Genomic DNA, 24,099 nt, shown 5'->3' on the forward strand with positions numbered 1-24,099 from the left:
CGCTCAGGCGGCCGCCCTCCCCGTCGCCTCGGGTGGTGACGACGCGCTCCCGGCCATGATCGGCACGCCGGCCTTGGCAGCGAGGTCGCGAGCGGCGTCGCCAATCTCGCCGACGTCGCCGCGAGAGTCGACCACCGCGCTCACCTCGATGCCCGCCGAGACCAAGTCGGCCACGAGTGGGTAGCAGAATCATTGGTCGTGGCGACCACCGCGCGGGTGCTGCGGCCACTGCCCAGCGGTTGAGGTAACTGCGCACGGCGGAGGCGAGCATGATGCCGGGGCGGTCGTTGTTGTCGAACACGATGGGCCGCTCGTGAGCGCCGGTCGCCAGCACGACCTGCCCCGCGCGGACGTGCCAGATCCGCTCGCGCGAGACCCCCGGGGCAGGCGTTACGCCCAGGTGATCGGTCCGGCGTTGAACGGCCACCACGTAGTTACTGTCGTAGCTGCCGAAGGCCGTGGTGCGCTGCAGAACGGTGACCTCCGGCTCCCCCGCCAACTCCGCGACGGTGGCCTCGACCCAGGAACGGGCGGGAACGCCGTCGACCTGCTCATCGCTGGCCGAAAGCAACGAGCCGCCGGCGGCGGGCTGTTCGTCCATGAGGATCACCCGCGCACCGGAGCGGGCCGCCTCTCGGGCGGCGGACAGACCGGCGGGGCCGGCCCCGATCACGACCACGTCGGTGTGCGCGTACTTGTGGTCGTAGTAGGCGTGATCGGTGGCCGGATCCAGCTGGCCATCCCCCGCAGGTAGCTGGCGGACAGACCGTCGGTGAGCTCGACCGTGGTGGCCGGAAGCATCGACTCGGCCACGTCCACCGGAGTGCGCGCGGCGATCTTGACCAGCGCGTTGGGCTCCTCGACCCCGGAGGCCATGATGCCCCGCGGCCGACCCAGGTACATCGAGTCGCCACAGCTGATGCGGCCTGCAGCCAGCAGCGCGGAGGCAATGGTGTCCCCCGCGTATCCGGTGAACTCTTGACCGTCCACGGTGAAGTGAACGGGCCGGGTGCGGTCGATACCGGAGGCGGCCACGCGATCGTCGGGCAGGCGGAACGGTTGGGCGTTCATGAGGTGCCCCCTATCGGGGTGGTGCTTGAGGTGCCAGTGGTGGAGGTGCTTGAGGTGGTGCTTGTGGTGGTCTGGGCCGGATGGTCGTCGAGGGAGGGGCGGGGATCACCGACCCGGTAGACGGTCTTGATCTCGTACGTCACGGTGTCGCGGACGGCGTTGAACCAGCGGCGACAACCGGCGGAATGGACCCAGCGTTCGGCGATCAGGCCCTTGGGGTTGCTGCGGTAGAACAGGTACTCCGCCCACTGCTGGTCGGTCAGCTGGAAAGGGTCCTCTGGGTAGGGCACGTGGGCCTCCCCACCGTAGTGGTACTCGGTTTCGTTGCGGGGCCCGCAGTACGGGCATTCGATCAACAACATTTGGCGGCCATCCTTGCTAGTGCGCCACGGCGGCGGCGCCGTGCTCGTCGATCAGGACCCCGGTCTCGAACCGCTCCAACGAGAAGGGTTCGTTGAGGGGGTGGGGTTGGTCCGTGGCGATGGTGTGAGCGAAGGCGAAACCGGCACCCGGAGTGCCCTTGAAACCGCCAGTGCCCCACCCGCAATTGACGTAGAGCTGGCCCACGGGGGTTTTGGAGACGATCGGTGAGGCATCCAGGGTGACGTCCACGATCCCGCCCCACGTGCGCAACACATGGCGCGAGCGAAGATCGGGAACAGCTCCACGGCCGCGGCCATCTGCTGCTCGATCACGTGGAATGCACCGCGCTGACCGTAGCCGTTGTAGGCATCCACACCGGCACCCATCACCAGTTCGCCCTTGTGCGCCTGGGAGACATAGACGTGCACGTGGTTGGACATCACCACGGTGGGGTGCACCGGTTCGTGCAGCTCCGAGACCAACGCCTGGAGCGGATGCGACTGGATGGGCAGCCTGAACCCGGCCATTTCGGCCAACACCGACGAGTGCCCGGCACCGCACAGCCCCACCTTGCCCGCGTTGATTCGACCGCGGCTGGTCTCCACGGCCACGACCCGGCCACCCTCTTGAACGAAACCGGTGACGGCGCAGTTCTGGATGATGTCCACACCCAACTCGTCGCACTTGCGGGCGAAGGCCCAGGCCACATGGTCATGCTTGGCGATGCGGCCCGGGGTTGGTAGGTCGCGCCCATGATCGGATACCGGATGTCGTCGCCGATGTTGATGATGGGGCACAGTTCCTTGACCTGCTCCGGTTCGATCCACTCCGCATCGATGCCGTTGAGCTTGTTCGCGTTGACCCGCCGCACGCTTTCGCGCACATCCTGCAGCGTGTGGGCCAGATTCATGACCCCGCGCTGGGAGAACAGGAAGTCGTAGTCGAGCTCCTCCGGTAGGCCCTCCCACAGCTTGAGCGAATGCTCGTAAATGGCCGCGGACTCATCCCACAGGTAGTTGGACCGGATGATCGTGGTGTTGCGGGCCATGTTCCCGCCCGCCAACCAGCCCCGCTCCAGCACGGCCACGTTGGTGATGCCGTGCCGCGAGGCTAGGTAGTACGCGGTGGCCAGGCCGTGGCCTCCACCGCCCACGATCACCACGTCATAGGAGGACTTCGGCTCCGGGTTGTGCCAGAGGAAGTCGGGGTGTTCGGGAAGAAGATCGGCCATGTCAGCCCCTTCGGTTTTCTGATGTCTCAGACGCGGTGCGTGTGGTGAGGTGCTCAGCCGCGCAGTCGGGTCATTTCCGGGTCGAAGAGCGGGTCTGCCGTGACGGTGGCGGGAATGCGGGTGCCGAAGTAGTCGATCTCCACTTCATCCCCGAGCTGCACCGAGGAGGGCAGGTAGGAATAGGCGATCGGCTTGCCGAGCGTAAAACCGTAGGCGGCGCTGGTGACGTAACCGACCGGCTTGCCGTCGTGGAAGACCGGCTCCTTGCCCAGCACGATGGACTGTGTCCGGTTGATGACCAGGCACCGCAGCCGCCGGTCCACGGTCTCCTCGGTGAGTCCCTCCAGGCATCCTTGCCGACGAAGAATTCCTTGTCGGGCCGCACGGCGAAGGCCAGGCCGGCCTCGTACGGGTTGTGCTCGGTGGTCATGTCCGTACCCCAGGAGCGGTAGCCCTTTTCCAAGCGGAGGGAGGAGAACGCTGCCCGTCCCGCCGGGATGATTCCGTGAGCCTGACCGGCCTCCCACAGCACGTCCCACAGCCGCTGCCCGTTGTCCGCGCTGGTGTAGATCTCCCATCCGAGTTCGCCCACGTAGGACAGTCGCATGGCGGTCACGGGGACCCCGCCGATGCGCGCCTTCTTGGCGCGGAAGTACCGCAGGGCATCGTTCGAGAAGTCGTCGTGGCTGGCTGCCGTGATCACTTCACGGGCCAGCGGCCCCCACAGACCGATGCAGCAGGTCCCGCCGGTGGTATCCCGGACCTGAACCCACCCGCCGGGCGTAGCGCCGTCGGTCTGGGCCTTGGCCTCGCGCGTGAGGTAGGCCAGGTCGATATTGCCGTTCGCCCCGATCTGGAACAGGTTCTCCTCCAAACGGGCGACCGTGATGTCACTGCGGATCCCGCCCTGGTCGTCCAGGAGCAGCGTGTAGGTGACAGCGCCGGGCTTTTTGTCCAGGTTGTTGGTGCTCAACCGCTGCAGGAGAGTCAGGCGCCGGGGCCGGAAACTTCCAGTCGCTTGAGCGGTGTCATGTCGTACATGGCCACGGCGGTGCGGGTCTTCCAGGCCTCGACCGCGGCAATCGGCGAGTGGAACATTTGCGACCAGGCGTCGCGAGCCGGTGGGCGCCAGTCGGTGGGAAGATCCTTGAGCAAGCGGGCGTTGGACTCGAACCAGTAGGGACGTTCCCAGCCGCCGGACTCCAGGAAGTACGCCCCGAGAGCCTTCTGGCGTGCGTGGAAGGGGGTGACCCGCAGATCCCTGGGTGACAGACGCGGCTGCAGCGGGTGGAGCACGTCGTAGATCTCCACGAAGTTCTGCTGCGAGGTTTCGCTGACGTAGGAGGGGCTGAGTTGGATCTCCTCGAAGCGGTTCACATCGCATTCGCCCAGGTCCGTTTCCGAACGACCGGTGGTGATCAACTCCGCCATGGCCTTGGCGACTCCGGCCGAGTGCGTGACCCACACGGCCTCTGCAATGTAGAAACCATCCACCTCCGAGGACTCCCCCATGAGAGGGCCGCCGTCCGGGGTGAAAGAGAAAATGCCGTTGAAGCCATCCTCGATCTCGGTGTCGCGCAACCCGGGCAGCAGTTGTTGCGAGGCTTCCCATGACGGCGCGAAGTCTTCGGGGGTGAACTCCAGGCGGGAGGGCATGTGGCGCTCGCTGATCTCATCCGCGGCGTACTCGCCCAGGTCATTGGGGTCCACGGGCATGGGTCGGTGGGCGTAGGAGCCGATGCCGTAGCGGTCGCCGTGTTCGCGGTAGTAGAGGTCCTGGTCCTGGAAGCGGAGGATCGGCAGGCCGGCACCGTTGGGCTGTTCATTGCGGCCCTCGAGATCTGGGACCGGAGTGGTCTTCACGTACTGGTGGGCCAGGGGCAGCAGGGGCACATCCATGCCCACCATCCGGCCGATTTTTGGGCCCCAGAACCCGGCGCAAGAGACGACGATGTCTGCCGGAACGACGTCGTCCGTGGTGCGCACGCCGGTGACCCGACCGCCGGACTGTTCGATGTCCACGACCTCGGTGGAGCCGCGGTAGGTGACCCCGGCCTCGGTGGTGCGTTGGATCAGAAGTTGGACGGCGCGGGCCGCGAGCGCCAGGCCGTCGGTCGGGACGTGCAGGCCGCCCAGCACGAGCTCCTCGTTGAGCAGGGGGTAGAGCGCCTTGCATTCGGCGGAGTCCAGCAGCCGGCCTTCGAGTCCCCAGGAGGTCGCGTAGCCAAGCCGACGATGCAGGTCAGCCCAGCGGGTTTCGGTGGTGGCCACTTCCAGCCCGCCCACCTGGTTGAAGCAGGAGGCGCCGTCCTTCTGAAGGTCCTTGAGCTTACTCGCCGTGTAATCGGCGAACCGGGTCATGGTCTTGGAAGGGTTCGTCTGGAACACCAACCCGGGCGCGTGCGACGTGGATCCGCCAGGCATGTTCAGGGGGCCTTGGTCGAGAACCGTGATGTTGTCCCAGCCTCGGGCAACGAGTTCGTCCGCCAGGTTCGTGCCGACAATGCCTGCTCCGATAATGACGATGCGCGGTGTGGACATGTGGCACTCCTGACCTGGACAACTTATATATTAGAGTTTCATGTAGCGTAGATAACACTTGTTCACCGGTCAAGGGTGCACTGAAAATCACTGTGGGAGGTCCGGCGGACGTGAGCATTACGGGTACGGAGCAATCGGCATCCAAGCGATCTTCGCTGGCCGACACGGCCTACGAGGCCCTGCGCCAGCAGCTACTCACGCTGGAGATCCGCCCCGGCGACCCGTTGAACGACGCCGCCCTGGCCGAGGGCTTGGGCATGGGCCGAACACCGGTGCGCGAGGCCCTGAAAAGGCTCGAAGCCGACAAGCTGGTGGTGAGTTACCCCAAGCGAGGGACTTTTGCCACGCGAGTGGAAATCACCGATCTGGTCTATGTCTCGGAAATCAGGATGCAGCTGGAGCCGATGGCCGCCTCCCGGGCCGCGCGCGTGGCAACCGCGGCTACGCGGTCGGAGCTTGTGGACATTCAGGAGCAGCTTCGCGGTTTCGATATCGAGCACGCCAGCGTCACGGAAATCCTGACCTGCGACTCCATGGTGCACCGGGCCGTCTACCGGGCCGCGGGTAATCCTTATCTTGAGGACACTCTGATCCGCTACAACAATCTGGCCACCCGCATCTGGTGCATGGTGATCGATCGATTGCCCCGATTGACGGAGCATGTTCAGGAGCACGTGCAACTGCTGCAAGAGATCATCGACGGCAACGAAGAACAGGCCTCTGCTCTGGCTCGCCGGCACGTCGAAGGATTCGAAGCGGCTGTGCGTTCAGCGTTGTTCGCTGCCTGACCTAAGTCTCGCTGGCGCCCGACGGAATAGCTGGGATCACCCGCGCCGGTAGGTCACCAACAGCACCCCGGCGGGCAACGTGGCGCTATCGACGAGGTGGCGCATGCAGAGTTCCAACCACTACAGGTGGCCTGGTGCACCCAATGTACGCCTAGCACGTGACACCGACTACTGGTACAGTCTCGGCCCGTGGGAACGATATGCACTGCGCCCGTGATGGGGCGCTTCTTCACTTACCGCGACCGCCGTTACTGACGGCGCGATCGCCCTCTTGCGCTAGAGCGCGCCGTCACCACCGAGCTGCCCTGCACCTCGGTGGGCCCCTTCGGTTACTCCGATTGGTGATCCCATTCCCATCGAGGTGCTCCAACTCTTCCTGATGGAGCGCACTCATGTCTCGTTCTCAATTCGGCGGGCGCCACGAACTAGGCCAGAATTTCCTCACACATAAGCCAACCCTGACTCGTCTCACCGATCTCGTTGCCCAGACGGACGGGCCAATTCTTGAAATCGGCGCAGGCGACGGCGCACTCACCCGTCGCCTGGTATCCCTCGGCCGCCCACTCACCGCCATAGATATTGATGAGCACCGCGTCCGCAAACTCCGTCGGCGACTGCCTGACACGCGTATTGAACACGCGGACGCCATGACTCACCCGTTATCTGCATCCGTCGTGGTGGGAAACATTCCGTTCCACCTGACTACGCCATTGCTTCGTCGCGTGCTCAGCAGCCATGAATGGCACCGGACCATTCTTCTGACCCAGTGGGAAGTGGCCCGTAAACGCGCCGGCGTGGGTGGGGGCACCATGATGACGGCGCAGTCCTCACCGTGGTACGAGTTCTCTTTGCGAGGGCGTGTTCCTGCGTGGGGATTCTCGCCCCAGCCCACTGTGGACGGAGGGATCCTGGAGATCATTCGCCGTGGACCGCCGCTAATCCCAGCCACTCAGAAGGAGGCCTACGAGCGTTTTGTGAAGGCGGTCTTTACGGGTCGTGGAAGAACCCTGACACAAATCATCCAGAATGCGTGGCGGAATGACCGCGGTCGGGTGAAGTCGGCGCTCGTAACAGCGCGCGTGCCACAGGGGGCGTTGCCCCGGGATCTCACGGCGGAACAATGGGCTGCACTGTGGAAGCAACTCAACGCCTAGGGAAGTTCAGCTCGCCACAGCGCCCGGTCACCCGCTGTAACGGGGTCTCGTTCCACATCATCCAGGTACGAGACCCCAGCAGCGGATTACCGCGCCTCGTACGCCGCATCCAGGAACTCCTTGGCCAGCGGCGCACCGGTGACGGAACCGTAGTCCCCGTCCTCGATAAACACGGAGAACGCGAGGTCGCCTGCGCCACGATCACCCATGAATGAGTCCGAGGAAAACCACCCCGAGCCGGGTCCGGTTGACCGAACTCCGCGGTGCCGGTCTTGCCCAGGACCTCTCCGCCCGGATGATTGTTCAGTCGGTCAAGGTGTCCTTCTATGACCACCGCGCGCATGAGTTCACGCAATTGCGCCGCTTCCTGCTCGGTCAGATCCGATGGCAGCTCTCGGGCGGGCTTCTCTTCAGGCACGAGCTGCGGACACACCGCACGCCCCCGAACCACGCTCGCGGCAAAAACCGCCATGCCCAGCGGAGAGGTCTGAATCCTGCCCTGGCCAATCATCGACGCCGCATGCTCGGTGCCTGCATCGTCGCGCGGAATGTTGCCCGAGTACGCGGGAATACCGATATCCCAATCCGCCCCAATGCCCAGTGCTTCGCCGGCGGTGGCGAGATCCCCCTGACTCACGGAATCGTGTTTGTCGATCAACGCGGTATTGCAACTCTGCGCGATCGCCTCCCGGAGAGAAATGTCGCCCAGATGATCCGGCAGGTAGGTTCCTGCGTTCTTGAAAGTCTGGCCATCCACGGTGATGGACTCCGAGCACTGCACAGTGGATTGAGGCGAGTCACCGTGACGAAGCATCGCGAGCGCCGTCGCAATCTTGAAAGTGGACCCCGGCGCGTACTGGCCGATCGTGGCGGTCGGGTACGCGTTGTCCTCCGGACCGGAGGCCGCCGCGAGAATGTCGCCGGTAGAGGGTTGCACCGCCACGATTGCGCTGGGGCTGTCGGTGTTCTTGATGATGCGTTCGGCCGCCTTTTGCAGATCCACATCGATAGTCGTTCTGAGGGGTGTCTCCTCGGGCATCTTTTGTTCCCATAACGGCCCCTGGGACATCGGCGGTGCGGAGCCGTCCAGTTCCCGGATCGTCACCCGGAACGACGCCGCCGCGCGAAGTTTTTCGTCGAAGGCCTCTTGGAGCCCTCCCGCACCGATCCATTCGGCATCTTTTACCGCGTCACCCCGCGTCTCAATGTCCTCCGCGGACGGTTGGCGCACCGTTCCCAACACCGCGGTGGCGAAACCGCGGTCGAGCGAAAGCGGCATGGTGGTGGTCATTGCCTCATAGCCGGTAATGGTCTTCAGCGCCGCAGAGTCCAGCTTGAGGAAATCTGACCGTCGCAACGTCAGGGCATCGACGAACGCTTCCGGGCCGTAGGCAGCGACCTTCTCCTGATAACCCTCGGGGTCGATATCGAGTACAGCGGCGAGCTTCTTAGCGGACGCCGCGGCCTGCTCATCCGTCAAGCCCTCCTTGTTGATCCCGGGGAGGTGAACGTGCTGGTTGGACACCAGAGCGACGTCGTTCTGACCAAGTATTCGCGCGCGCTCACCAGGAATGGTGGCCAAGGCCAAGCCCTGCCCCTCCTCAAGTTCGGGGTGCAGGATCGAATCCTCCCACCGAACCCGCCACTCACCGTCAATCTTCACGAGCTGCGCTTGCGACTCATAACTCCATGACTGCCCCGGGTCGAACGACGGCCAGGTGAAACCGAGCCGCGCGCTCGCCCCTTCATCGCTTTCATCCGCCCCAAGGACTTCAACGTTCGGGCGCTGTGAGCCCTTCATCCGCTCAGCCAGGAACGCTCGAGTGTCCGGAGGGGTCGACACCATGGGCACCCCCGCGATATCGCCCTCGTGCAGCGCCGTGGCCAACTGATCCGCAACCGTGGTGGGGCTAGCTGATCGCGCTGCAGAACAAGAACTGAGCATCGCGGCGGATACGGTTGCAAGCCCCAGCCCGGACCATGTGAGGAAGGTTCGTCGGTTGGTGGATTCCATGCTTCTGAACCTAGGATCCGCCGCCTCCATAGGTCCAATATGATGAGTGGCCAATATCCATAAGTAAGGAGTTATCGTGGCGGTCAATATGACTCGGCTCGCTTCGTGTTTCGTGGCGGTGAGTGAGCACCTGCATTTCGGTCGCGCAGCGGAGCAACTTGGGATGAGTCAACCAGCGTTGTCGCAGGCCATTCGACAGCTTGAAACCGTGCTGAGATGCCAACTGTTCATTCGATCTGGCTCCGGCGTGACTCTCACCCGAGATGGCGAGACGGCTCTGATGCGAGCTCGCACTCTGATCAGGCCGAGCAGGACTTCGTGGCCACCCGCGATCGAGCGGTTCCGTTGCTCGGGATCGCCCACGAGGTTCCCCAAGAGTTTGCTCTTGCACTCATTCAACGGCTGCAACCAGTGACCGCCGTGCGCGGCTCGAGCACCCAGTGCCTAGCGGACGTGCGTTCGGGAGCCTTGGCCGCCGGCGTCGTCGTCACCCCAGCCCTGTTCACCGGTGTGAAGCCGCTGGTTGGCGCAGCAGCGCAGGTGACGCTCTGGACTACCCGGCACGGGGGCGCCATCACCACGGCCGCGCAGTTGCGCACGGCGGCGGGGGCCGAACTTGGCGTTTCACCGCGTCGCTGGAACACAGCCGCGGCGCAAGAAGTCCAGGACAGTCTGCGGCGTGCCGGGGCCGCGGCAGCCCTCACCGAGGTCGAGGACGACGTAGCCGCGTTCAATGTCATCGCCCGAGGCGGGTGCGTGCTCAACCTGGGCCGCGAGGTTCCCGGGTGCACAGGCCGGCGCGTTGATTCCGCCCTGCTACGGGCTGGATTTCAGCTCGTTGTTCAGCCCACCATTCGGGACGACGCTGGATGGGCGGAAGCCTTCACCGCGGTATTCGACCACCAGGATCACTCATGACGTGGCTCGAGGACTCACTGGAACAGATCGCCGACGACGCCGCTGTCGAGTTCACCGTCAGCGCCCGTCACCTTGGTACCGGCGCACGGTTCGACGTGCGCGCCGATGTCCCCTGGACCGCGGGTTCCACGTACAAGCTCATCGTGGCGGCGGCCTGGCTGGAGGCGGTTGCGGAAGGGATTGCGGATCCGCGCCGCCGAATACTGATCGATGAACACGTCCGCCGGGACGGGCCGACGGGACTCTCACTCAGCGATGATCCTGTGGAACTCAGCTACCGGGATCTGGTGCGGTCCATGCTGATCGTCTCGGACAACACGGCAGCCCACTGGATCTGGTCCGATCTAGGGGCCGAGTACATCCAGGAGAAACTGAACACCTGGGCGCCGATGCCACAAGCATCGTCGACACCGGGCGGCAGGACTTCTCCCGCAGGGAACTGACGACAGGCGACGATCTCTGGCCCAATGAATTGGAAATGTTCACGTCAGAGAAGACCGACCTGCAGCTCTTCAGCGTCACCTCCGCCTCTGACCTGCGCTCAATTCTGGAGCGGCTGTGGACCAATCAGCTTGCGACTCCGGAACTCTGCTCCTGGATGCGGGCCGTCCTGGGGCAGCAGCTCTTTCGACATCGGTTGGCGAGCGGGTTCGATTACGACGGCGTGGAGGTTGCCGGCAAGACCGGCACTTGGGGGCCGTACCGCCATGAAGCGGGCGCGGTCACCCATCCCGGTGAGCTCCGGTGATCATCAGTGTGATGACCCGCTCCGCACGCGCTGCCCAGCAGCAGCCCCTCGCTCATGCTGCCGTGGGCCACATCGCGGCCGTGATCGTTCAGGCGATGAGGCAGGGATGGACAGGGGAGTAATCGAGGGCCCTGGGGGTGGCCCTTGACCCCGCCCCGCGCTCGTTCGGTGAGGCCCGCGAGGACAGGGATTCAAGAAGGCAGAGATTCGTAGGACTTTTTCAAGACAGCCGCCGCCGTATCGTTCGCCCGACACGTGGACATCGGCACCTGCCCGAACTCCGCCCGCGGGATCGGTTCGCGGCACAACTGAGCCGTCCGATTCGTATCCCAATTGACGTATACATACCAGCCATCAGCCTCCTCGGATACCGACCGCACCACGCCGACGGCGCACACCTCCTGCCGCTTGGACAAATACGCCCAGATCAAATCACCGGCCCGCATGCTCCGATAACCGCTCCGCAGACACCACCGATCGATCTGCTGCGAGCACCCGATGGCCTCCCACACGGCGGTGGCATCGGAACGGGTCAGCCAATCCGTCGGCTGGAACTCCAGGTGCGCGGCCGGATTAATCGGCAGCAGCCAGTGCACCGTCACGCAGACTCTCCGGAGGACAGCAGCGCGTCATACCCTTCGCGGTAGGTGGGGTACCGGAGTTCCCCCACAAATCGGTGCATCAGAGATGCGTCCAGCACCTTGCCCCGAGGCGCGCCGCCAGAAGTTGTGGAGCTGTCCGGAGGCACGGGGACACCCAGCAACCCGGCAATGTGCGCGGCCACATCGCCCAGCAGCGCGGGTTCGGTGTCCACGGCATGCAGCAACGCGGGTGGCTCGGGAGACTCCAACACCGACTGCAGCACAGTCACCAGATCGTCCCGATGGATCCGATTAGTCATGCGGTTATGAGCCAGAGCATCGCCCCGGCGCACTCGGTCGATCAACGACGTCCGTCCCGGCCCATAAATCCCCGCCGGTCGAACGATCACCAGACCGGGGAACAGTTCCGCCGCCAGCTCCTCTGCCGCCAGCAGCACACGGGCGGTGTCCCGCTCAGGAGAAGGTACGGTTTCTTCCGTAACGACCTCTCCGTCACCGCCACCCAGCACCCCGGTCGAGGACACCAGCACTACGCGCTTGGGCGCACTTTCACCCGAGCGCAGTGCGCAATGCAAGCCTCGCAAGGCGCCCAAATATGTACGTTCATAGGCATCTACGTCACGACCGTCGGCGGTCAGAGTGATGACCGCGGCATCAGCCGGCGGCAGCGCAGCTGTTCCGGGGTCCGTCAGATCCAGGGCGAAAGGTGAGATCTCCGCCGGAAGGTGACCGGGGCGGCGTCGTACCCCCGTGGCCTGCCAACCGCGCTCTGCAAGGCGCTGCCCCAGGGCCGTGCCCAAATCACCGCAACCGGCCAGAAGTACGTGATGAGTCATGACTCAAGTCTTTCATTCGCGGCCGAGAAGCAGCTGCCAGCGATCACATTCGCCGGGCGCCAGGGGGTCAGCGGTCGTTGTCGAACGCCTGGGCAATGTCTCCGAGCTGTGCCATCAACAGGTGGTAGTCCTTCCCCTGCATGGGGAAGCGAGAGGCAATCTTTTCAGGGACCTTTTCGGCGAGCGCGCGGAGATCACGACCGGCATCAGCGAGGCCGATCAGGCGGCGTCGTTCGTCATGCTCGTCGCGGCACCGCACCACGAGCCCTCGCTGTTCAAGCCTGCGCAGCACGGGAGTGAGGGTGCCACTGTCCAGGCCGAGGACGTCGCCGAGCTGGCCCACGCCCTGAGGCTGGTTTTCCTGCCAGAGCGCGAGCATGACCAGGTACTGCGGGTACGTCAGGCCCAGCTGATCGAGCTCAGATTTGTAGGCGCGCACCACGGCATGACTGGCGCGGTAGAGGGCGAAGCACAGCTGGTTGTCGAGATCCAGCGGAGAAGTCGAGTCGGTCACAGAGGAATTTTAGCAAGAACCCTGGACACATTTAGATTGTGCGCAATATAGTTGTGTCATCTCAACAACAGAAGGAGACATCATGGAACCGATGTACACCGCGGAAGCCCTGAGCACCGGCGACGGCCGCTCCGGCCACGTCAGCACCAGCGACGACCGCGTCTCCATCGACCTGGCGCCGCCCAAGGAAATGGGTGGCAGCGGCAACGGCAGCAACCCCGAGCAGCTGTTCGCTGCCGGGTACGCCGCGTGCTTCCACTCGGCCTTGCAGATGGTTGCCAAGTCCGCGAAGAAGGACCTGGGCGATTCCGCCGTGGGCGCCCAGGTAAGCATCGGCAAGGAAGGCGAGGGCTTTGGCCTGTCCGTGGTCCTCGAGGCCATCATCCCCAACCTGCCCGAAGACGAAGCTCGGGAACTGGTCGAACAGGCGCACCAGGTCTGCCCGTACTCCAACGCGACTCGCGGCAACATCGAGGTGGAGCTGCGCGTCACTGACGAGTAAATCTCTCAATGGAGTTGGGCGGCGCGGTCTCGCTCTGAGCGGGCACGCGCCGCCCGCCGCCGCTCCGGCCTGCCTTCCGACCCACGTCACCTTGCATCCGCTCCCCCACCACTCGAAGTAGGTTCGCTGTATGTCTTCTCTCCGCCGCCGCTCCGCCCGCGAGCGCTCCCAGACGATCACCCGCGTTGTCCTCGGCTCCTTCATGACGTTCGCCGGGATCTCCCACATGACGTTCGCGCGCGATGAGTTTCAGGCGCAGGTTCCGGACTGGATGCCTGTGGATCACGACCTGGTGGTGCTGGGTTCCGGAGTGGTGGAGATTTCGCTCGGTGCGGCCATGTTGGCCCTACCCAAGCATCGTCGAGTGGTGGGGATCGCGCTGGCCACGTTCTATGTGCTGATCTTCCCGGGCAATATCGCGCAGTACGTGGAGGGCACGGATGCCTTCGGGCTGGACACGGACGGTAAGCGACTGGCGCGACTTTTCGGGCAACCCCTGTTGATTGCCGGCGCATTGTGGGCCGGGGGCATCCCCGGTCGCCGTCGGCGAGTCGCATCGCGAGACGACATCTGAGGCTTCGGTTCGCGAGATCTGGGCCTCCTGAGAAGCGATCCCCTGCCATAAATGTCACCGAGGCTCCTCACTGACATCTACGCATTTTCGAGTGCCATGGACGAAGACAGCTCCCGGTGCGCCGCCACCTGGTCCAGTAGCGTCTGCGCCTTCTCCTCGACGCCGGCCACGACGTCCTCACCCGCAACGAATCGCAGCGGAGGGGTCTCCAGGTTCGCCAGCGTGACGAGCGCGGCGCCGAGCTTGGCGGGATCGCCGGGCTGCTGGCCGTTCATGCCCTTCCAGTTCTCAATGGTTTGGGCCGTGCGCTCCTTGTAATCGTCGATGGACAGCGCCGGCCAGTTCGTGGACGCCTCCTCGACCAGGAGCTCGGTTCGGAAGAAACCGGGTTCCACGATGGTCGTGTGGATGCCGAACGGCTCCAAGTCGAAGCGCAGCGATTCCATCCAGCCCTCCAGCGCGAACTTCGACGATGCGTAGGCCGCGCAGAATTCCTGGCCGATGATGCCCGCGGCAGAGGTAATGGTGAAGACGTGCCCACCACGCTGCTTGCGCATTACCGGAAGAATCGCGCGGGTCACGTTCAGCGGGCCGAAGAAGTTGGTCTCCATCTGACGGCGCATCTGCTCATCGCTGATCTCCTCGAAGAACCCCGCGTAGAAATTGCCCGCGTTGTTGACCAGCACGTCGATGCTCCCGAAGCGTTCCACCGCGGCCTGCACGGCAGTCTCGGAGTCGGACGATTGGGTGACATCCAAGGACAGGGCCAGCAGATTCTCGTGCTCACCGATCGCTGGGTGACCCGGGCGGCGTCGCGAGCCGTCCCGACAACGTTGTGACCGGCGTCGAGCGCGGCCTTGGCCAGGTCGATGCCCATGCCGCGGGCGGCTCCGGTGATGAACCAAACGTTGCTCATGGTGATGCCTTTCGGTCGGAGAAGTCGCCTGGTGAGCGACCGGGTATCCCAGTCAACCGGTGCGCGCCCGAACTAACCAGACCCCTATAAGAGGTGCCCCGCCAGGACCCCTCTGGTTCGGCAAGCATGGGGTACGTTCAATCTCGTGGACCAGCAGGATGACCTTACCCAGTTCCTCGTCTCGCGGCGGGCCAAGCTCAATCTCCAGCGGGCGGGCCTCCCGGACTTCGGGGGACGACGCCGCGTGCCTGGGTTGCGACGCGAAGAGGTCGCCTTACTCGCAGGCATCAGTTCCGAGTACTACAAGCGCTTGGAACGGGGCAACGTCAAGGGCGTCTCGGGGCCCGTGATCAATGGGATCAGCCGCGCACTCCAGCTGGATGATGCGGAGCACTCTCATCTTGAGGCGCTCATCCGGTCGGCAACCATCCGGGCTCGCCCGCCCCGCAGACGCCCGGAACGGACCGTTCCTTCAGATCCTGTCCTGCAGCAGACCATAGACGCAATGTCGACCGTTCCCGTGTTCGTGCAGAACGGGCGGCTGGATGCGGTGGCCACCAACCGCTTGGGTAGGGCTCTGTTCTCGGAGATGTTCATGGACGACCAAATCCCGGTGAATGCCGCGCGCTTCCTATTTCTCGAGCCCAAGGCTCGGACGTTCTATCGAGATTGGGACGCCAACACCCACCAGATCGTTGCGCTGCTTCGTGCCGAAGCCGGGCGGTCCCCCTATGACCAACAGCTACGCGAGCTTGTGGACGAACTGTCATTCCGCAGCGATTTGTTCCACGAACTGTGGGGGTCCCACGACGTGCGCGAACATCGCACTGGCCTCAAGAGCGTGCATCACCCGAGCGTGGGGGATCTCGATCTTTCCTACCTCGCGATGGATCTCACTTCTGAGCCGGGTCTGCAAATGCTGGTGTTCTCCGCAGAGCCGGACTCGAACACTTACCTCCGGTTGCAACAGCTGTAGGAGCTGAAAGCCCCCTCATTACGAGGTCAGGTGTACACCACTAACCCAGACACCCGTTAGGCCACCCCTAAAAACCTTGGCAGTCGGACTCGACAGTTGTAGAGTGATCGTCATCACTCGCAACCTCTCCAGGGTGCCCTCTAGGGCTTCTCATCTTTGGGACCGAGAGCGTGGAGTGCACCCTGGAGGATCCAACCATGCACCCGATTCAGGGTCCGGGGTCCATGAAGGCAGAATTCACCAAATCAACGGCGATCCGTCCACACCTCTTTGTGGGAAATGTCAGACGTCCGCTCTCAGGGTTGGGTTCAGGGCCACGTTGCACTCGTCGGCGACGCCGTCGTCCTCGAGCAGAGGCTGCCCAGGCGCAGTCGTGCCACTTCGCGCGACTCATGTTCGTGGGTAACTCAAACCCCGCGGCTCCTCGCGGCCGTGGGGACACCCACTAGGAGCAACACATGATCGATGAGACACCGTCCGAGCAACGTCAATCCGTACGACCGAATAAACGGAGGAAAACGTGGCCGTTGTGGCTACGAATCACGGGAACTGTAGTCGGTACAGCGCTCACCTTGCTGGGTCTCCTGTGGGCACTGCAAGGTGCCGATCTAGTTCGGATCGAACCCATCGGGTGTGTTGCGAACTGCGAGCCGATCACCGAAGGATCGATCGGGTGGCTTGTTACCGGAGTTCTGGCCGCGCTGGTGGGTCTGTGGTTGGTATATGTCGCCATCCGTCGACGCCGCTGACTCACCTTCCCGGCCAACCTCTGCGCATGGAGCACTACGCCGAGGGGTGGCGAGTGCATCGGCCAGCCTCTGGGTGGAGTTACTTTGGGCCGCGGTCACCGGTCACGCAGTGAAGGCTATTCATGTGACGTTTCGACCCCGAGGTCGATGAATCTGGCCAGCCGACACTTCAGTTCCACCGCGGACTGTCGCTGCATCTGCGGGCTGGTGATGTTGGACAGGAACAACCCGTCCATATAGGCAATCACGTCTCCTGCCAGGAGCCGCGCCTCCTGTGGGTCAGCCAACGGGAACAGGGAGGTGAGTTTGTCCCTAAATCGGTTGGTTCCGGCCGTGAGAGCAGCATGGATCTCAGGGCGCCGAGCCGCCTCGAGCATCAGCTCGTAGCGGGCGAGAGTGCGGATCCGACCGACCCCGGACAGAGACTCGTCCAGAATATGCCCCATGAAGGAGGCAGGGTCATTGCCGCCCTGATCCACCAATGCGATATCGAGTTCCGCGAGTCTGGGTGCCGCGGCACCAAGCAACTCGGCACGGGAGCGGAAGTAATAAGACGTGGAGCCTTTAGGTAAACCGGCCTGCGCATCCACGGCTCTATGCGTGAGGCCACGACTGCCCTGCTCTGCCAGCAAGGTGATCACGGCATCCGTAATCCGGGTTCGACGATCCGACACCGGGGGCATCCATACATCCTCTCGACCCGAAAACTCAACAGGCGTAGAGTATCAGGCGGACGCCGAACCCTCCCTCTCGAGACGGAGATGACCGTGGCGGACCTGGTAACCATCACCATCTGGGCACTGTTCGTGGCCAACTCACTGTGGCTGCCGCGTCTCTCTGGCGGCGCGGGATTCATCAGCTTTGTCCTCGCCATGGCGGTCAATGAAATCCCACTGGTCTTCATAGTGGTGATCGCGGTGAGTCTCGCCATCAGCCGGCGAGGCGATCTACCCACCGAATGGCTAGGCAGAGCCTGGTGGCTGTCTTGGGTGTTAATCGGTGCGGCCCTGGTATGGATACAAATTCGGGCCCGCACAGCTCGCCCCGCTTTAGAATCCGCGTTGTCTAAATCCCTCGGACAGAATTGGCGTGCTGAGATCCGGCCAGAGCTGGCAGGGCAACTGAACACACGCGCGCGTTGGTGGCCCGGCATTCTTCTCCCCTTCCAGCGTCACCGCCGTGATGTGGAGCGGATCCGGAACCTTAGCTACGGGCCCGATCCTCGATTTCACCGGCTCGATATATACCGATCCCGACATATAAAAAGGCCAAGCCCTGTTCTCATTCATCTTCACGAGGGCGGATTCGTACAGGGCGGCAAAAGCCGCGAAGCCGTCACACTACTGAATCTGCTGGCCGCCCACGGGTGGCTGTGCATCAGCGCCAACTACCGACTCCGCAGAGCCGCCGAATTCCCGAACCCCCTGGTGGACGCCAAGCGAGCCATCGCCTGGACGCGAGACCACGCCAATAACTTTGATGCTGATGGCTCGCAGGTCTACCTGGTCGGCTGCTCCGCAGGAGGACACCTGGCCGCTTCCGCCGCGCTCACGCCCAACCAACCGCGGTTCCAGCCGGGTTTCGAGGACGCCAAGACCGATATCGCCGGTGTCATTTCCATCTACGGATACCTGGGCGCACGCACGGATGATCCCGCAAGTTCACCCGTTGCCCTGGCCCATCACGAGGCCCCGCCCATGCTGCTCATTCAAGGCGCCAACGACTCCATGCTTCCTCCTGGGGCGCGTGGAGGGTGGGCCGACAGCCTGCGCTCGGCCTCACGGTCGCCGGTGGTCTACGCCGAACTTCCCAACACACAGCACGCCTTCGACTACCTGGCCTCGGTCCGCGCACGGGCCACCGCCGACGCCGCCGAGGCATTCCTCGCGTGGGTGCGTTCAAGGGAGCAGCCAGCCAAAACGATGGAGCACCGTATCGACCCGCGCCTCCCCTGAAACGCTAGAGCTGTTCTTCCGCGCGAGGACCGCGCACGGAGTATCTGGCGCACAAGAACGCTCGGTTGCGGTCAAACTCTTCGAGTTCCAGGTTGAACGCGTCGGTGAACAACGGGCGACCGGAACCGAGGAAGACCGGAGCGATCGAGACCATGACCTCGCCCAACATTCCTGCTCGGGCGAATTGAGTAGCCAGGCCGCCGCCGCCCACAATCCACACATCCCTGTCCCCGGCTGCAGATACCAGTTCTGCGCGGTGCTCCCCCGGTGTGCCGGAGACCGTTTGGATGGTGTCAGCCACGGGCGTCAGGTCCCGGTGCGTGAAGACGTAGGTGGGCACCTCGTACGGCCACGGCTCACCACTGGTCATGTTGTGGTCCACGATCCATTGGTAGGTGGTGTGCCCCATTGCCAGGACTCCGATATCGGCCATGAAGCGGTTGTAGTTCATGAAACCGTGCGCATCGATTGGCTGAGTGACTAGCCAGTCGAGACTGTCGTGGTCGTCGGCGATGAAACCGTCCAGGGAGGACGCAACGTAGAAGCGGTAATTGGTCATGATTCTCCAATCCTCCTGCGATGCCACAGGATGGGGTCCGGGTCGAGCTGGCCCGCGCGGCGTCAATACCGGCGCCGGCGAGCATCCACCGAACTAGTTGTCGGCGGTGCGTGGAATAGGTGAGTTCGTGCGCCACGATCTGTGAGAGCAAGAACGACTCAGGTGGATCGCAGAGTGCATCGAGCACCCTGTCTTGCCACGCACCGCGACGGTCGATGTCACGAATCAGAGCGATCCATCGAGGGCCGGTGACTGCGTGCCGCTCGGCAAGTTCGGCGACGCCGTCGGGGCCAGTGAGGTCCGGCTCGGTCTCTCCAGCAATGGAAGCCAGCATGGTTCTTTGCTCACCACCAAGTGACGAAGAACCTGAGCAATCGATTCATCCGGCCCGTCCCAACTTCGCGGGTGGCTACCGGGCAAGCGAGTACGTCGATACTCCAGATCGCTCAGGCCGCGCGCGGCTACCAGGAGTGCATTGATGTCGTCCAGATCGTGCCGAACGAGTAATCCGACCACATCACCGGCGGGCTGCTCATGCGCCTCACCTGCGTCGACATACAACGCCGTGGGTGAGTGGAAGTGAATTCCGTTGGGCGCCGGCAGCCAATGCCCCCGCTGAGATTCCGGTGGCATCCCCGTGGTGGATGTCCGAAGGCACGATGAAAAGCCCTCGAGAACCCTTCGACCGAGTCGTAACCGGCACCGAACGCGGCGTCCGTGACAGTTTTCCCGCGCTGCAATTGCCACGCGGCTTGTTCCAGCACGACCCGGCGGCGCAATGCCACCGGCGACTCGCCACTTCCGTTCGCACCTGGCGTGCGAAGTGGAACGGGGAGGTGTAGGCGCCCGCAGCCATGTCTTCAAGGCTCCGATGCTCATCATCGAGCACCGCATTAAGAAGTCGATGTAGCGGATCGGGTGTGGAAGTGGACATGGTTCAAGTATTCGCCGCCCGGCCGCCACGTGCATGACCGTTCTTGCGCGATCTGCGGGACGGGCGCAGAGCAGGCGACCAGAGCGGCGTCGTCCCCCGCGCAGTCCGTTAAACAGAACTGGCCCCGAGCGAATGAATCGCTCGGGGCCAGAACTCAAGAGGTGGAACTATGCGCGTTCCGTCAGCTCGATCGAGGTCACGTTGAACTTGGAGTTCGCCGTTCCCTCCACGGTGTAGTCGCAGGAACCGAAGTTGCCCGAGACCGTCACGGGGTAGGAAATGGACGTCACGTGATCGCGGTTGGTCGCGCCGTTGGCGGAGTCGCGGTTCGAGTCGTCCAGGCGGAAGCTCGGTGCGAAGGCCGCGCCGCCACCCGGGAAGACGCCCGAGACGGTGCCGCCGGCAACCACCGGTGCGTTGTAGGTCTCGCCGTTGAGCAAGGTGACCTCGGCCGGGCCGGACGCCGTCAGCGTGGCCTGGGCGCCGGACTGCACGTTACCGCCGGTCCAGTACGAGCCGAAGGTGATTTGCTTGTCCAGCAGGTTCCCGGCCGCCTCAGTGTGGGAGGGCGCGGTCAACGAAAAGTCGCTGGCCGAGGGGCAGGATTCCGCCGCGGTTGCTGCGGGGGCCTGAGGTGCCTCCGGAGTGGGCGCTGCAGAAGCGGCCGGTGCCACAGTGAACGAGAGTGCTGCCACGGTTGCGGCGGTCGTCAAAATGCGGTTGGTCTTCTTCATCATGCTGATTCCTCCTTTGGATCAGCAAGCAAACTTACTAGCACGTAACCTCAGCTCGTCAAGGCCGACGACGTCGCTCGCCTCTTTTTACCCCCTTCTCACCTGGGGTTTCGTGACGCCTTTTCAAACCCGTCAGCGCCCTGCGACTGCAGGACAGCGATCTTCTGCCAGACCTTGCGGGCCATATCGGAGGTGAGGGTTTCAATGCCTTCCACGGCATCCAGGATGTCACCGTCTGTGGTGTCCTCCGCGAAGAGTGCCGCCGTCTTGCCCACGAGCGAGAGCATCTCCGTGCAGTAGTCGAAGTAGTGGGTGAGCTGTTCGCGTGTGAGGTCCAGCCCGCCCTCCTCACGAGATCCCCGCTGGAGCCGCTCGGGAACTTTGGTGAGCTGGTGCATGTCGATCACGTGGGCCAGTGAACGCAAGCGGTGAACGAGGCGCAGCACGCGAGCGCGCTCCAACCGCTCAGGAATCGCGACCAAGAAAAAGATAGCGATGCCCGCGAAGACCAGGTTGTTGACCACGGTTTCGAGCAGCGGGAGCCAATCGACCGGGCCCAGCGAATCGGGGGTCTCCCAAATACTGACGGCGGCAAGCACGATCGCCCCACCGAAAATGACGATGACGGCCATGATCCCCAGGCGGGAAAGCAGCCGGGCCAACCTGATCCGCTGGCGACTAATACCGCCCTCACTAGTGACTTCGTCCACGAGCGACAGCAATTCACCGCAAACCTCCCACAGTCCGCGATCCGGGAAGCGTGTGTAGATGCGCTTCTGCAGCGCGGCCGTGGATTCGCGGACGGCGGTGCTTTCCAGGTGTTGGTAGCGAGAACCGGCGGGAGGAGCGTCGTCGTGATCGTCGGGCCGGGCGGGGAGTTCTGCGGGATAAGGCACCCATAGAGGGTAATGGACGAGACAGACTGAGGGCCGTCGATCCGCTCGGATCGACGGCCCTCCTCAATTCACAGTGTTGTAATCACCGATCGAACCGCGCGCCCGCCGGGTTCGAGGGCAGCACGAAGAAGACCAGCAGAATGAGTGATCCGAGGAACGGAATCAGGATCAGTAAGTACAGGAATCCGGACATGTTCGCGTCGTGCAGTCGCCGCACGGCGAGCGCGATGCTCGGAATGATGTGGGCCAACAGGAACACAAGGAACAGCAGCGACAAGAAGATCCCCAACCCGTTGGCTCACTCCTCACCGAGTATGAGTAGGACGTCGCGGATGTGACCGTATTGCTGTTCACTACCTCGCTGCCCACCGTGCTCATGAGCACCGAGAGCACTGCGTACACCAGGAACATGAAGAGCGCGACCCACCAGTACTCGGATCGGCTGGCCCGCCCGGAGAACTGTGCGTATTTCTTGTAGAACCGCTTGATCGCCTGGACCGGCCCCACGGGGACGCCCGGCTGGGAGCCTTGCTGCTGGTACCCGCCCTGGTCGTAACCAGGAGCGCCACCGTACTGATACTGGTTGGCGGCCGGGGCGGCGTCGTAACGATGGGTGTTACCGGGCTGCTGGTCTCCTGGCTGGGAGCCATAAGAATGGGGGGTGCTCATGTCGTACCCTTTACAATTGCGAACGTTGCTATGACAGACACTATCCCCTGAGGAACGGCTGTAGCACTACCTCGCGCAGAACGTTATGAATTCGATGCCCGGAGCCCCGGCCGCTTCTCGCCGGTAACTCCAAGCTGCAGACCACTGCCTTAACTCCAGGGAACCGGTAGGTTAACGGTATTCGTTTTCTATGAGCCCGAGTCGAATACGGGCAGATCCCACAGATGTTCGGCGACCGCGCGGGCATCGCACGCGAGGAGTTGTCATGGCCAGCCGGATTCTCCCTGTGATCCGACAGGGTGGCGTGGTCCTGGGGTACCTCTTGGTCTACGTCATGATCTGGGCGGGCCTTGCCATGCTCATTGCGGCCATCGGCATCCGGTACTACTTCGGCAAGATCTCGTTCGGGCAGATGCGCCTCAACATCGTCACCGTTGAGACGGACGGCGGCGGTGGGCCCTGGTTTGGATGGGCATCCTGGGCATCGGCGTGCTGCCTTTGGTCGTCACCATAGGCATCGCCGTGTGGCAGTACTTCCGGCGCCGCAAGCGCCGTCGGCTGGGGTGCGACCCTCGCCCCCAGGGCAAGAAATGGGCCATGCGCGGCATTTCGACCGCCTTGGTTGCGGCGGTCGCGGCCGGCGGGACCACGGCGTTCGCCTCCACCGTGGGCATCGGCGACTACATCCGGTCGGCCAATTCGCCCTACAACATCGGTGATTACTACACCGAGCCGACCGTTACGAGCGCGGAGAACAAGCGCAACCTGGTCACCATCTACCTGGAATCCGGCGAGCAAACGTTGGCGAACGACGAGCATTTCGAAAAGGACGCCTTCGCTCCGCTGAAGGACGTCACGCGCGCCGAGGACGGCTGGCAGAGCATCGAGGACTTCAACCAGTACGAGGGCGGCGGCTGGACCATGTCCGGTTTGGTCTCCACACAGTGCGGTGTGCCGCTCAAGGGCGTGGGTGCGTCCGTGGACAGCGGTTCCCCTGATCAGCTCGTCGGCGATACCAAGAGTTACTTGGGTGGCCTCACCTGCCTGGGCGACATCCTGGCCGAGGAGGGTTACACCAACGTGTTCCTGGGTGGCGCCAACCCGTCCTTCGCCGCGAAGGGCACGTTCCTGGCCAACCACGGGTACACCAAGGACTTGGGCCTCGACGACTGGCGCGCAGCCGGCGAGCCGGAATCGAGTTTCCGCAGCGACTGGGGCCTGAGCGACGAACGCCTCATGGCCAACGCCAAGAACGAAATCGACGAGCTTTACGCCGCCTCACAACAGACCGGTCAGCCGTTCAACCTGTCCATGCTCACGCTGGACACCCACGAGCCGGTCCACATCTATGACTACTGCACCGTGGATACCGACAGCGAAGTGACCTCCGCGTTCTTCTGCTCCATGACGCAGGTGGCGGACTTCGTGGAATATATGAACCAAATGGGATATCTCGAGGACACCTCAGTGGTGATCATGGGTGACCACCTCAAGCACATGAGCGCCGGCGATGCCTTCCACGAGCAGCTGGGCGGGCACACCAACCGCACGATCTTCAATCGGATCTGGGTTCCGGGCGAGACCGGCACCACCGAGATGCGCTCCGGCGCCGATCAGTTGAACATGTTCCCCACGCTCCTGGAAGCCGCTGGCTTCACACTCGAGAAGCGTGAGGCCGGGCTGGGCGTCTCCGCCTTCGCCACGGAGATTCCCGGGGACTCGGCCCAGAGCTTCGAGCCGGATCCGTACAGGGATCTACTGGACTCCCGGTCGGAAGATTTCTACTCCGAGGCCTGGTCCAGTCCCGCCGGTCGGTAACGCGGTTCGTTCCGGATCCGCCGACGACGCCGCTCGC

26 protein-coding genes and 3 pseudogenes are annotated in these 24,099 nt (G+C 63.6%); 12 read left to right on the top strand and 17 right to left on the bottom strand.

The features are described 5' to 3' along the window. The 5 genes and pseudogenes from YO9_RS21215 to YO9_RS0101520 all read right to left on the bottom strand — a co-directional run. Positions 1 to 679: FAD-dependent oxidoreductase (locus tag YO9_RS21215; RefSeq protein ID WP_031272473.1), on the bottom strand; the 679-nt coding region annotated here is incomplete at its 3' end. Then, positions 670 to 1,071 carry a 2Fe-2S iron-sulfur cluster-binding protein gene (locus YO9_RS21220; RefSeq protein ID WP_016995924.1) on the bottom strand — a complete coding sequence of 134 codons (402 nt, stop codon included), beginning with the start codon at positions 1,069 to 1,071 and terminating at the stop codon, positions 670 to 672. The genes YO9_RS21220 and YO9_RS21215, both read right to left, overlap by 10 nt. Continuing rightward, positions 1,068 to 1,433: a sarcosine oxidase subunit delta gene (locus YO9_RS0101510; RefSeq protein ID WP_016995926.1), complete on the bottom strand. Its 366-nt coding sequence runs from the start codon at positions 1,431 to 1,433 to the stop codon at positions 1,068 to 1,070. Before YO9_RS0101510 ends, YO9_RS21220 begins: the two co-directional genes overlap by 4 nt. Before the next feature lie 16 nt (positions 1,434 to 1,449). Next, positions 1,450 to 2,665 (bottom strand): annotated as a pseudogene (locus YO9_RS0101515) (sarcosine oxidase subunit beta family protein). Between the two features lie 53 nt (positions 2,666 to 2,718). Continuing rightward, a pseudogene (locus YO9_RS0101520) lies at positions 2,719 to 5,206 on the bottom strand (GcvT family protein). A gap of 110 nt (positions 5,207 to 5,316) precedes the next feature. Here YO9_RS0101520 and YO9_RS0101525 point away from each other — a divergent pair. Then, positions 5,317 to 5,994 carry a GntR family transcriptional regulator gene (locus YO9_RS0101525; RefSeq protein WP_223285933.1) on the top strand — a complete coding sequence of 226 codons (678 nt, stop codon included), beginning with the start codon at positions 5,317 to 5,319 and terminating at the stop codon, positions 5,992 to 5,994. 392 nt (positions 5,995 to 6,386) lie between these two features. Next, positions 6,387 to 7,148, top strand: coding sequence for a 23S ribosomal RNA methyltransferase Erm (gene erm, locus YO9_RS0101530; protein WP_031272478.1), 762 nt, complete (start codon positions 6,387 to 6,389; stop codon positions 7,146 to 7,148). Here the strand turns inward: erm and YO9_RS0101535 are convergent. After that, the gene (locus YO9_RS0101535; RefSeq protein WP_223285934.1) at positions 7,138 to 9,162 is read right to left on the bottom strand and encodes a penicillin-binding transpeptidase domain-containing protein; all 2,025 of its coding nucleotides are present in this window, start codon (positions 9,160 to 9,162) and stop codon (positions 7,138 to 7,140) included. The genes erm and YO9_RS0101535 overlap by 11 nt on opposite strands. Before the next feature lie 88 nt (positions 9,163 to 9,250). Here YO9_RS0101535 and YO9_RS19465 point away from each other — a divergent pair, with 88 nt between their 5' ends. From YO9_RS19465 to YO9_RS19475, 4 genes are read left to right on the top strand one after another with little or no spacing between them, the layout of a single operon-like run. After that, on the top strand, positions 9,251 to 9,577 hold the full coding sequence (locus YO9_RS19465) for a LysR family transcriptional regulator (protein ID WP_262925532.1): 327 nt from the start codon (positions 9,251 to 9,253) through the stop codon (positions 9,575 to 9,577). Then, the gene (locus YO9_RS0101540) at positions 9,481 to 10,080 is read left to right on the top strand and encodes a hypothetical protein (protein ID WP_016995933.1); all 600 of its coding nucleotides are present in this window, start codon (positions 9,481 to 9,483) and stop codon (positions 10,078 to 10,080) included. The genes YO9_RS19465 and YO9_RS0101540 overlap by 97 nt, the downstream gene beginning before the upstream one ends. Continuing rightward, positions 10,077 to 10,523: a serine hydrolase gene (locus YO9_RS19470; RefSeq protein WP_031272481.1), complete on the top strand. Its 447-nt coding sequence runs from the start codon at positions 10,077 to 10,079 to the stop codon at positions 10,521 to 10,523. The genes YO9_RS0101540 and YO9_RS19470 overlap by 4 nt, the downstream gene beginning before the upstream one ends. A 35-nt stretch (positions 10,524 to 10,558) precedes the next feature. Further along, complete coding sequence (locus YO9_RS19475) at positions 10,559 to 10,828, top strand: serine hydrolase (protein WP_031272482.1); 270 nt, start codon at positions 10,559 to 10,561, stop codon at positions 10,826 to 10,828. A 191-nt stretch (positions 10,829 to 11,019) separates the two neighbouring features. Here the strand turns inward: YO9_RS19475 and YO9_RS0101560 are convergent, their stop codons facing one another. From YO9_RS0101560 to YO9_RS16220, 3 genes are all read right to left on the bottom strand, one after another. Beyond that, the gene (locus YO9_RS0101560) at positions 11,020 to 11,430 is read right to left on the bottom strand and encodes a hypothetical protein (RefSeq protein ID WP_016995935.1); all 411 of its coding nucleotides are present in this window, start codon (positions 11,428 to 11,430) and stop codon (positions 11,020 to 11,022) included. After that, positions 11,427 to 12,266 carry an NAD-dependent epimerase/dehydratase family protein gene (locus tag YO9_RS0101565; protein ID WP_016995936.1) on the bottom strand — a complete coding sequence of 280 codons (840 nt, stop codon included), beginning with the start codon at positions 12,264 to 12,266 and terminating at the stop codon, positions 11,427 to 11,429. The genes YO9_RS0101560 and YO9_RS0101565 overlap by 4 nt, the downstream gene beginning before the upstream one ends. 67 nt (positions 12,267 to 12,333) lie before the next feature. Beyond that, positions 12,334 to 12,780, bottom strand: a complete 447-nt coding sequence (locus tag YO9_RS16220; RefSeq protein WP_016995937.1) for a MarR family winged helix-turn-helix transcriptional regulator — start codon at positions 12,778 to 12,780, stop codon at positions 12,334 to 12,336. 82 nt (positions 12,781 to 12,862) lie between these two features. Here YO9_RS16220 and YO9_RS0101575 point away from each other — a divergent pair, with 82 nt between their 5' ends. Together YO9_RS0101575 and YO9_RS0101580 are read left to right on the top strand one after the other, a co-directional pair. Then, on the top strand, positions 12,863 to 13,282 hold the full coding sequence (locus YO9_RS0101575) for an organic hydroperoxide resistance protein (protein WP_016995938.1): 420 nt from the start codon (positions 12,863 to 12,865) through the stop codon (positions 13,280 to 13,282). Positions 13,283 to 13,412: 130 nt separating this feature from the next. After that, the gene (locus YO9_RS0101580) at positions 13,413 to 13,856 is read left to right on the top strand and encodes a DoxX family protein (protein WP_016995939.1); all 444 of its coding nucleotides are present in this window, start codon (positions 13,413 to 13,415) and stop codon (positions 13,854 to 13,856) included. 77 nt (positions 13,857 to 13,933) lie between these two features. Here the strand turns inward: YO9_RS0101580 and YO9_RS0101585 are convergent, their stop codons facing one another. Next, complete coding sequence (locus tag YO9_RS0101585; RefSeq protein WP_016995940.1) at positions 13,934 to 14,614, bottom strand: SDR family oxidoreductase; 681 nt, start codon at positions 14,612 to 14,614, stop codon at positions 13,934 to 13,936. Between the two features lie 303 nt (positions 14,615 to 14,917). Between YO9_RS0101585 and YO9_RS0101590 the strand changes: the two genes are divergently transcribed. Beyond that, a complete protein-coding gene (locus tag YO9_RS0101590; RefSeq protein ID WP_016995941.1) occupies positions 14,918 to 15,748 on the top strand; it encodes a helix-turn-helix domain-containing protein in 831 nt (276 codons plus the stop codon). Between the two features lie 865 nt (positions 15,749 to 16,613). Here YO9_RS0101590 and YO9_RS0101595 read toward each other — a convergent pair. Next, positions 16,614 to 17,180: a TetR/AcrR family transcriptional regulator gene (locus tag YO9_RS0101595; protein WP_016995942.1), complete on the bottom strand. Its 567-nt coding sequence runs from the start codon at positions 17,178 to 17,180 to the stop codon at positions 16,614 to 16,616. Between the two features lie 84 nt (positions 17,181 to 17,264). On the opposite strand from YO9_RS0101595, the gene YO9_RS0101600 reads away from it, so the two are divergent. Continuing rightward, on the top strand, positions 17,265 to 18,452 hold the full coding sequence (locus tag YO9_RS0101600; protein ID WP_223285936.1) for an alpha/beta hydrolase: 1,188 nt from the start codon (positions 17,265 to 17,267) through the stop codon (positions 18,450 to 18,452). A gap of 4 nt (positions 18,453 to 18,456) precedes the next feature. On the opposite strand, the gene YO9_RS0101605 is transcribed toward YO9_RS0101600, so the two are convergent. The 6 genes and pseudogenes from YO9_RS0101605 to YO9_RS19485 form a co-directional block, all read right to left on the bottom strand. Further along, positions 18,457 to 19,011: a dihydrofolate reductase family protein gene (locus YO9_RS0101605; RefSeq protein ID WP_016995944.1), complete on the bottom strand. Its 555-nt coding sequence runs from the start codon at positions 19,009 to 19,011 to the stop codon at positions 18,457 to 18,459. A gap of 461 nt (positions 19,012 to 19,472) precedes the next feature. Continuing rightward, a complete protein-coding gene (locus tag YO9_RS21225; RefSeq protein WP_223285937.1) occupies positions 19,473 to 19,796 on the bottom strand; it encodes a helix-turn-helix domain-containing protein in 324 nt (107 codons plus the stop codon). A 316-nt stretch (positions 19,797 to 20,112) separates the two neighbouring features. Then, the gene (locus tag YO9_RS0101615; protein ID WP_016995946.1) at positions 20,113 to 20,682 is read right to left on the bottom strand and encodes a hypothetical protein; all 570 of its coding nucleotides are present in this window, start codon (positions 20,680 to 20,682) and stop codon (positions 20,113 to 20,115) included. Positions 20,683 to 20,777: 95 nt separating this feature from the next. Further along, positions 20,778 to 21,575, bottom strand: coding sequence for a hypothetical protein (locus YO9_RS0101620; RefSeq protein ID WP_016995947.1), 798 nt, complete (start codon positions 21,573 to 21,575; stop codon positions 20,778 to 20,780). An 82-nt stretch (positions 21,576 to 21,657) separates the two neighbouring features. Beyond that, on the bottom strand, positions 21,658 to 21,864 hold the full coding sequence (locus tag YO9_RS19480; RefSeq protein ID WP_016995948.1) for a DUF805 domain-containing protein: 207 nt from the start codon (positions 21,862 to 21,864) through the stop codon (positions 21,658 to 21,660). Positions 21,865 to 21,980: 116 nt separating this feature from the next. Continuing rightward, positions 21,981 to 22,244 (bottom strand): annotated as a pseudogene (locus tag YO9_RS19485) (DUF805 domain-containing protein); the annotation flags it as partial. A 265-nt stretch (positions 22,245 to 22,509) separates the two neighbouring features. Between YO9_RS19485 and YO9_RS16230 the strand changes: the two are divergent. Together YO9_RS16230 and YO9_RS0101630 are read left to right on the top strand one after the other, a co-directional pair. Beyond that, positions 22,510 to 22,758, top strand: coding sequence for a hypothetical protein (locus tag YO9_RS16230; protein ID WP_016995950.1), 249 nt, complete (start codon positions 22,510 to 22,512; stop codon positions 22,756 to 22,758). Beyond that, entirely contained in the window at positions 22,713 to 24,062 is a 1,350-nt protein-coding gene (locus YO9_RS0101630; RefSeq protein ID WP_016995951.1) for an LTA synthase family protein, read from the top strand. Before YO9_RS16230 ends, YO9_RS0101630 begins: the two co-directional genes overlap by 46 nt. The last annotated feature ends 37 nt before the right edge of the window (positions 24,063 to 24,099 follow it).

Origin of the sequence: Kocuria atrinae C3-8, from assembly GCF_000286355.1 — a bacterium.
GTDB lineage: Bacteria > Actinomycetota > Actinomycetes > Actinomycetales > Micrococcaceae > Kocuria > Kocuria atrinae_A.